Consider the following 8385-nt stretch of genomic DNA (forward strand, 5'->3'; position numbering starts at 1 on the left):
ACTGCTACGGCATGCAGGCCCGCGTCGACTGAGGACAGGTGCGGCAAGAAGGACTCGACTGGAGATCCCGTGCGCAGCCGTGCCGCGACTGAGAAGCGCGATGCATCCGCCTGCGCTGCGTCGCGCGACCCTCTGCAGATCTACGGATCTGCGATCGGATCACGCTTCTTGCTCAGGCGGCGACTCCCGCTTCTCGCTCGATTCCTCCCTGTGCAGAGATTCCCTGGCGGGGCGTCGCATCTGCAGCAGGCGCTGGATCTCCCTTGCGAACAACCAGAGCCGATCCTGACCCCAGAGCGCCAGAACCTGTTTGCCGTCGCCATCAAGCAGGCGAAAACTCGGCACACCCCAGGAACCGAACTCGTACATGGCCAGGCGATTGGCTTCGATTTCTTCTTCCCAATCGGTATTGCCCATGATCGCCTTCGCTTCGTCCCAGACCAGACCCGCGTTCTCGACGACGATGCGCATGCCGCGTTCGTTGTTCGTGTTCACGCCATCGAAAAAGGCCGCTCGCATGAAACTGCTGAGCAACTCCGTTCCCCTGCCCTGCTTGCAAGCCCACGGATAGAGCGAATAGGCGTTGCGCACCGGGTCGCCAATCGGGTCAGAGAAGTTTCCCCAGTCCAGTCCCAGCGCAACTGCTTCACGTCCACTATCGGAAAAGATGTACGTGCCCTTCATCCGGGTCGCAGGGACTCCTCGCATGACCATCGGCAATACGGGACGCATCACCATCTTGACGCCCGCATCTTTCGCCAGTTGTACCGCCGCATCGAAGATCACCGAAGTGTAGGGACTGCGGAGTGATGGATAGATCTCGAAAGTGAGCGAACCATCGTCTTTCAGAGGGCCCGACTCGATGGCCGGTCGCGGACAGATCAGTTCGCGGTCGGTTCCCTTGCGCGCACCGACCTCGATCAAGCGGTTTTCCAGGTGGTAGAAGCGATCCGCGCCCCAGTACCACTCTCCGGCGTAGTAGAACATCGCCCCGGAGTAGTGTTTCAGCTCTGTGCGGCGCTGATTGCCGCTCTCGATCCGCACCTGGGCCGTAGAGGAGTCGACCGAGCCCAGCCGTTCCGCCAGCGCATTCAGTGCGTCTGCGTCGCCATCCCACAGCGCCTCGCCGACGCTCACGGCCACCTCGGGGAAGCGAGAGGAATCCACCATCGCCAGGATTCGCCTGGCGGTTTCCAGCGAGCCGTCCTCGGGCGCACCGACTCCATCGGGAAAACGCAAACCGTAGTGCGGCGCGATCTGGGCCGCGTCGTATCGGGACAGTGCCAGGAGCAAATCGGGCTCCGGAAGATTCTGGTCGCGAACCGCGCCGACCAGGTGGCAACTCAACTCGACGTCATAGTGCTCTAGTAGAGGCTGCAGCAACTGCACGGCGAGATGGCTGTAACCGTCTTCGACCTGGTGAAAGTACTCCACGCGATGGGGAGCCCCCGCATTGATCCGCGCGCGCTCAGCGCGGACGCGCCGTCTCTTCCGGGCATCCGGGGAGATCATACGACGCGCAAACCGCGAGGTGGCCCAGCGCAACAGTGCCGGTGGGTCCATGTTGGAAGAGCCACCCTGATTCTCGAACTTTTCTGCCATGTCGTACTCCGGGAAATTCTGGGATGAATGCAATCAACCGGGTCTTCAAGCTCCTAGAACAAGAGCTTCAACACCTCGCGCCGGATCGCGCAGGGGTCTTGAGCACGCGTCCAGGCAATCGGGTCGCGTCGGCGGTCGGAAGCGCTTTTCCTGCCTTCGGAGTTTCCGTATTCTGTCGTGACGATCATCTTCGAAGCCATCATACGCGATTGCGCCGGGAGCGAGTCGTTGCCCGTTCGCTAGCTTCTCTACATGATCCGGATTCCGCAGATCTTCACGGCAGTTCTGCTACTGGCGCCGACGCTCGCCTGGGCTGAACCTTCAGCTTCTTCTGGCTGGCAGGTACTTGCGCAGGAGGACGGAATCGTCGTGAGCCAGCGCCCGACGAAGGGCCGCAAACTGCAGGAATTCCGCGGTGTGGTCGAGATTCCCGCCGACATATTCGAAGCGTTCGCGGTGGTCAATGACGTGACGAACCATCCGCTCTGGATGTATCAGGTGAGCGAAGCGCGCGAGGTGCAACGCAACTCGCCCCTGCTCAGCGTGCTCTACACCCGACTGGATATCCAGTGGCCTGTTGCCGATCGGGATTCGGTCACGGAAAACGAGATCCGCATCGTGGCTCCGAACCATATTCGCGTCGAGTTTCGACGCACGACAAGGGCCTCCGTCCCAGAGATCAAGGGAGTCGTGCGCATGCCCCGACTTCGGGGCCACTACGATTTGAAAGCGCTTGAATCCGGCGGCACGCGCGTCGAATACCAGGTCGACGCTGATCCGGGCGGAGGAATTCCGGACTGGATGACCGCGCTCACCGCGCGCGACAACCCGCTGAACACCCTGCGCAAGCTGCGCGAGCAGGTGGCCGAGACTCGCGGCCAGTACAAAGAGTTCATCGAACGCTGGAATCCAGGGCAATCGCAGCACTGAGCGAGTTGTGTTCGGAGCCAATTCATCGCAGGCTCCCGCCAGGCGACAATCCACGAAGAGGAACAGCCCATGAAATTCGCACTATCGGATCTATCTGTATCGAGTTCGGCTTTTGAGGAATCCGGGGCCATTCCCGCGAAGTACACGGGCGAGGCAGAAGACGTCTCCCCGTCACTCGAGTGGAGCGCCATTCCCGACGGCACGCGTTCGTGGGCGGTAATCTGCCACGATCCCGACGCACCCGTCGTCTCGTCCGGGGGATATGGATTCGTCCACTGGGTGCTCTACAACATCCCGGGATCGGCCACGGGCCTGCCCGAAGGGGTGTCCGACCACGCGACCGGACCGACGGACTTCGGCAAGCCAGGTTATGGTGGCCCGATGCCGCCGAACGGCCACGGGACACACCGCTACTTCTTCTGGGTACTCGCTCTGGGACGCGAGCCGGATCTCGAAGCAGGTCTCACGATGCACCAACTACTCGAATCGATCGAGTCAGATGTGATCGGAATGAATCGCCTGATGGGGACGTACGAACGCGCCTAGGCCGCGAACCTGGCGTGTCGCTGTTGCTGCGGGCCTTGTCGGGGTTTTCCCGATTCGCAGGGTGGTCCCCGAACATCAACTGGCAACCCACAAGACCTCAGGGGTCAATGGGAGTGCGGAAAAAGCGGGACCTGAGGAACCAACGGGAAGCTGGCCCAGTTTATGCGCAAGCCCGAAGCAATTGCTTCTTGTGCCGCATTCGGCGGATGGTCGGCACCCGCTTCATCGACGATCGTGTTGTAGACGTGAACAGAATACCAGCCGGTGAGGCCTCCGATCGCACTCATGTCTGCATCGGTGAACTCGCGAACCAGATTACAACTCGTCCCGTCACAAGTGCAATCAGGATCCGAACTACCGAGCAGACAACTCGCAACCAAGGCCTCATTGTGCCGCACATCGAGCCGCGCAGGAAAGGGGCTGCCAACTGCACCGGCCTCGACCGCTACGGCGACTGAAAGCCAGACACTACCGGGATCCGCGATCGTCGTCTCCCCGCCCATGATGGCGAGCGGAACGGCTGCAGGATTTGAGTTCGGATTCTCGTCGTATGCAGAAACCTTGAGACTCACGGTGTCCTTGGAATAGTAGCAGAGGTAGTTCTCGTGAGCGGTCACGATCTCGGGACCCGTATTTGCCGAAACCCAGCATCCTGTTCGCCTTTGGAGCCCCGCGATCTTCCACTCATTTCGGGTACATGCAAGCGGATCCGACGATCCGGTGTTCCTGATGTGATGAAAGTCCTCATCCGCCTGTGTGTGGAGCCAAAAACCCTTATTGAACAGGCTGAATAATGCGAGCGCGTCCCATTCACCTGTCCTCAAGACTTCGTCTTCGGGGAATACACACCCGTTGTTCAAAGATGAATCAACGAGCGCCGCGTATCCCTTCACGACGCTGTAGTCCAGTCCACCCGGAGCGCTGCTTGCATCGTAAGGACCAAAGTAGGTTCGCGCCCCGCCACCATCACCACATGGGTGCGCAGTCGTGATCGTGCAGTGTTGAGGAGCTTCGTTGGGATCGTAAAGGGTGACCGTTCCCTTGGCGACGTCATACAGTTCGCCCTCACCGGAACAGACATTCTGAAAATATTCCGTCGTTCCCCCGCCACCATTGGTCGCACAATAGGGGCGGATCGGCTTATCACACGCTAGGACCTTGTGTCCGCCCTGATAGTTGGCTGGCTCGCCGCCCGGCACGGTCCATTCAACGCTAACTCCCGCGAAGAACCCGGGGTTCGCAACCATGAACTGCTCCGCAACATCAATCTGCCAAGTCCATTCGTCGAGCGTATGCGTCCCGTCAGAGAGTTCCCAGCCGTTGGGGTCGCGTGGGATCACTCCCCCGCACGGATCGGTATGATCGACGGTAGATGCGGTAACCCACTGGCGCGACAGAGATTGGTTGATCCCCGTGCTGTGATGAGTGAGAAAACAGCCGTCGAGCCCGTTGTCCAGACAGTCTTGATAGACCAGATCGGGATGCCTGCACGAGTGCACGCACTTGACGAATGACGGGTCATTCGGATCGGCCGTTGCGTCATTCGCCTGCCTCTCCCATTGGCGCCCATTTCCGGGGTGGAGATGGTGTCCGTACCACCTCAACTCGAGAGCGTCGTAGCCGTCCCCTGCAACACTTTGGTCCGGAACGAACAGGATCGAACACACGACGATCAGTGAGCTAATACGCAGCAAGTTTTTGCAGGAAAGAGCAGAGGCGCAGTTCATCCCAAGAACTCCCAGCTTCAAATCATGGCGGCGAGACTCTGGGGCATTATACCCATCCGAAGGACATATCGGACGGGTTTCCTCACTACTCGAGCACTCCCGGGTGGGTCAGACGGTCGCGTCGATTGACGAGGATAGACCTCGATGTCACGCGCACTTCGAACGAAAGGCCCTTCGCTGTTGAGTCGAGTTCGGTCCACACCCGCTAAGCAGGTCCCCTGGGCTTACCTCTCGAACGCTCGGAGTCCGCAAAACGACACCCAAACCGACACTCTGTGTGTCATAATATTTGCTCTGCGAAACAGCTGGAGCGGCCATGTCGATAGAGCGCGACCACCTCGGCTTTGATGCACCGGCGCCGCTCGGGCATCCCGGACGGATCGGCCTTCCCGATGAACACCCGACCGGTCCCGAGATCGGAAAGCGGCTGCCGGACTTCAAACTCCCAGACGCCCACGGGCGGCTCGTCGACTATCATGAAAGCCGCGCCGGAGCGAAGTCGGTCGTAGTCTTTTTTCGATCGGCGGTCTGGTGACCGCCCTGCTGGACGCAGCTCGGCGAGCTGCGCGACGCCTACGAGAAGTTTCGGGACGCGGGAATCGAACTCTACGCGATCTCCTACGATGACCAGAAGGTTCTGAGGGAGTTCAGCGAGAAGCAGAAGATTCCCTATCGGCTGCTATCGGACATCGACTCCGAAGTCATCCGCCGCTTCGGCATCTTGAACGACCAGGTCGGGCGCGAGGATGCCTTCCTCGAAGGCATCCCCTACCCGGGCGTCTACGTGACGGACGAAGCCGGAATCGTGGTCGCGAAGTTCTTCCACGGTTCCTACAAGAAACGCGACAGTCCGGAGATGCTGATCGACGCAGTCCTCGGACGACTCGTGCCGTCCGACGATGCACCGAGCGTGAGCGGCGGAGACGAAGAAGTGCAGATCTCGGTCTCCGTCCACGGTGGCAAGGGGACGATCCGCCAGGGGATTCTGCGACAAGTCGTAGTGCACTTCGAACTCGCAGACGGCATCCACATCTACGGCGAACCGGTGCCCGAGGGAATGATCCCGGCAAGTGTTGCGGTTTCCGGCCCGCCCGGCCTGGTGGTCGAAGATCCCGTCTTTCCAGCGACGGAAACTCTGCGGCTGGAAAGCATGGACATGGAACTACCCGCGTGGAGCGGCACCATCGACATCGTCGTGCCCTTCTACGCCGTAGGAGAACTCGCCAGCGAAACACGTCCGCTGGATGCGAACACCGCCGAGATCGAGGTCGGTATTCGCTATCAGGCCTGCAATGACGCCGTCTGCTTTCCACCCAAGAGCGAGATGTTCACACTACAACTAACGCTCGACGTGGTCGATGTCCCCGCACTCGGAACCCACATGGGACACGGTCAACGCGAGGGCAATTACAATAGCCATCCGCATATGGCGCGCTTGATGCTGCGCAAGCTGCGCAAGTACCCGCTGGGTTTACCGCGTCTGATCTGGAAGACGATCAAGCTCGAAATCGCCGCGCGGCGCCGGAGCCGAAACGGCTAGGCCGTCTCGAGGTGCCGCTCTTCTCCAGGGACAGGATGCCCGGCTGGATCTGCAGTTTCACGCAAGCCGACGGCACTGCGAATTCCTGGAGCGGGAAACGGGGCTCGAACCCGCGACCCCAAGCTTGGGAAGCCGCAAGAAGCCTGACAAGTAACGCGTAGTTGAGTCTGCGGGCTTGCAGGGGACTGCAATCAGCGGCACACGGCGGCACGCGTGACGGACCCACGGACCTACACGGCCCCTCAAATCACGGGAGGTGGCGGGGAATTGCTCCAGCTCTTACGGGGTGGTCTGGATCAGGGCTGACCAAACACGTTGCCCCACCTCTGCGCCAGCCGCTTCTCGATCCTTTCACTCAGCTATCTCGGTGAGCCATCCTTTCTCTATGCAGTACTTCACGAAGCCTTTCCCTCCCCGTGGGTGGTCGTGGCCCGTGCACCATCGAACCAACTCGTCGAACTCCGCCTCTCGAGTAGCCGTGAGCTTCTCCTCGATTCTCCGCCACGTCTTCTCGTTTCGTGGAGCCGTAAGTTTCGGCGTTCTGCCCAGGCGGTATCTCATAGGTGTCTCCTCCAGTCGCCCAATAGTAGCCCGCGTGGCCGACTCCCCTTGTTCAGCCGCCGCATTGTCATCGTCGTTGTTGTCCTCGTCCTCGATCCGCTCGATGCGTTTGAACACCTCGATCAGCTCCATCGCCAGAGCCACACGATCGTAGTCACCGGTCGCAAACCACTCCTTCGTCCGAACTCGCCCGTCTGGACAGGGCACAAGCTCGAACTTCGAGTGCATCTCTTCCAGCAGGGAGTACTCCGCCGCCTTCGCATGTTCGGCCGCGCAGTAGACAAGCACCTTCACAACGACATCGTGCCCAACCTGCCGGTAGCGATTCCGCGTGCTATCGAAGTTGGCCGTCTGGCCTACCTTTGTGTGCTGGTGGTTCACCAGCGTCTTCTGGTTGTGCCATGTCGGACGAAGCCGGTTGGTTTTCGGATAGGCTATGTAGAGTCCGCTCTTACGTTCACTCACCGTTCCCCTCCTGCAAACCATCAAGACCTACGGAGTTACCGCGCAGCAGGCGACGGGACGTGGCTCGTTACAGCCACCAATGCCGAAGCTGCCGCGCGGGAACACGATCAGCCCGTTGTCCGAACTGGAACTGGACACCCAACCCACGCAACTGCCTTGGTGGGGTCGTATCTCTCGTCCCGAGGCGTCGGCGGTGCCACTGCCTGACGCGATGAATGAAGGTAGAACCCACGCGGCGGCATCCGGAAGAATTGGAACCTGGACTGTGCTTATGACCTCAGGGCTCGTGCAGATGCGACTTGAAGGAAACATCTCTTGGCACCCTGCGGTGAAAGAAAGCACTCCGTCCCCACCCTGATATGTGGTCGTGCTGAATCCAACGAACTGGAACTGCCCTTCTGCAACACCTGGCGGTCCTGGCTCCCCCTGCAGCCCCGGATCACCCCTCGGCCCTCGTGCTCCTGCATCACCCGGAGGCCCCGGATTCCCCTGTGTACCGGGGTTGCCGATCGGTCCTGGCAGTCCGGGATTGCCCTGTGTTCCCGTCACCCCCTGCGGACCTGTTAGGCCCTGAGGCCCCTGTGCTCCTGTTTGCCCCTGCGCTCCCGGTGTGCCCGGAGTTCCTGGCTCTCCTGGAGTGCCCGAAATGTTCCACGAGACCGCTCGTTCATTGGGCCTGCATTCAGACGGGTCATCAACGAGCCTCAATAGTCCCCAACTCGGCCAAGCGCAGGCGTGGAGGAGACCTTCCTCGGCTTGAGCTTCAAGAGCCGCGAACTGGACCACTGCCAAGGTCAAGATCGTTGCGAATTGCAGTGTGGCGAAGTGTCTCATGACCGATCCTCCCTCAGGTCTCTGACGTTAGCAGTTGTGTGAATCGCCCCGGGTTTCCCGGAGACCTTATTCCTTGAGAGGATGGGGTCATGGGACGCAAGAGCAGGTTTTCGCAAGAGGTTCGTGAGCGAGCGGTTCGGATGGTCTTCGAGCACGGGGGTCAGTACGACTCCGAGTGGG

Annotated in this window: 8 protein-coding genes; 4 read left to right on the forward strand and 4 right to left on the reverse strand. The window is 60.4% G+C overall.

Features of this window, described 5'->3' with window-relative positions; all coding sequences use genetic code 11:
* Positions 1-159: 159 nt before the first annotated feature.
* Entirely contained in the window at positions 160-1602 is a 1443-nt protein-coding gene (locus tag GY725_15935; protein ID MCP4005680.1) for a 2-hydroxychromene-2-carboxylate isomerase, read from the reverse strand.
* 252 nt (positions 1603-1854) lie between these two features.
* On the opposite strand from GY725_15935, the gene GY725_15940 reads away from it, so the two are divergent.
* On the forward strand, positions 1855-2532 hold the full coding sequence (locus GY725_15940) for a hypothetical protein (GenBank protein ID MCP4005681.1): 678 nt from the start codon (positions 1855-1857) through the stop codon (positions 2530-2532).
* A gap of 69 nt (positions 2533-2601) precedes the next feature.
* Positions 2602-3078, forward strand: coding sequence for a YbhB/YbcL family Raf kinase inhibitor-like protein (locus tag GY725_15945; protein ID MCP4005682.1), 477 nt, complete (start codon positions 2602-2604; stop codon positions 3076-3078).
* A gap of 104 nt (positions 3079-3182) precedes the next feature.
* Here GY725_15945 and GY725_15950 read toward each other — a convergent pair whose 3' ends face one another.
* Positions 3183-4805, reverse strand: coding sequence for a hypothetical protein (locus tag GY725_15950; GenBank protein MCP4005683.1), 1623 nt, complete (start codon positions 4803-4805; stop codon positions 3183-3185).
* A 316-nt stretch (positions 4806-5121) separates the two neighbouring features.
* On the opposite strand from GY725_15950, the gene GY725_15955 reads away from it, so the two are divergent.
* Entirely contained in the window at positions 5122-5340 is a 219-nt protein-coding gene (locus GY725_15955; GenBank protein ID MCP4005684.1) for a hypothetical protein, read from the forward strand.
* A 27-nt stretch (positions 5341-5367) separates the two neighbouring features.
* Positions 5368-6345 carry a redoxin domain-containing protein gene (locus tag GY725_15960; protein MCP4005685.1) on the forward strand — a complete coding sequence of 326 codons (978 nt, stop codon included), beginning with the start codon at positions 5368-5370 and terminating at the stop codon, positions 6343-6345.
* A gap of 351 nt (positions 6346-6696) precedes the next feature.
* Here GY725_15960 and GY725_15965 read toward each other — a convergent pair whose 3' ends face one another.
* Both GY725_15965 and GY725_15970 read right to left on the reverse strand, forming a co-directional pair.
* Entirely contained in the window at positions 6697-7371 is a 675-nt protein-coding gene (locus tag GY725_15965; GenBank protein ID MCP4005686.1) for a hypothetical protein, read from the reverse strand.
* A 27-nt stretch (positions 7372-7398) separates the two neighbouring features.
* Positions 7399-8205: a collagen-like protein gene (locus tag GY725_15970; protein MCP4005687.1), complete on the reverse strand. Its 807-nt coding sequence runs from the start codon at positions 8203-8205 to the stop codon at positions 7399-7401.
* Positions 8206-8385 lie beyond the last annotated feature (180 nt).

The sequence above is a fragment of the bacterium genome (genome assembly GCA_024226335.1).
Lineage (GTDB): Bacteria > Myxococcota_A > UBA9160 > SZUA-336 > SZUA-336 > JAAELY01.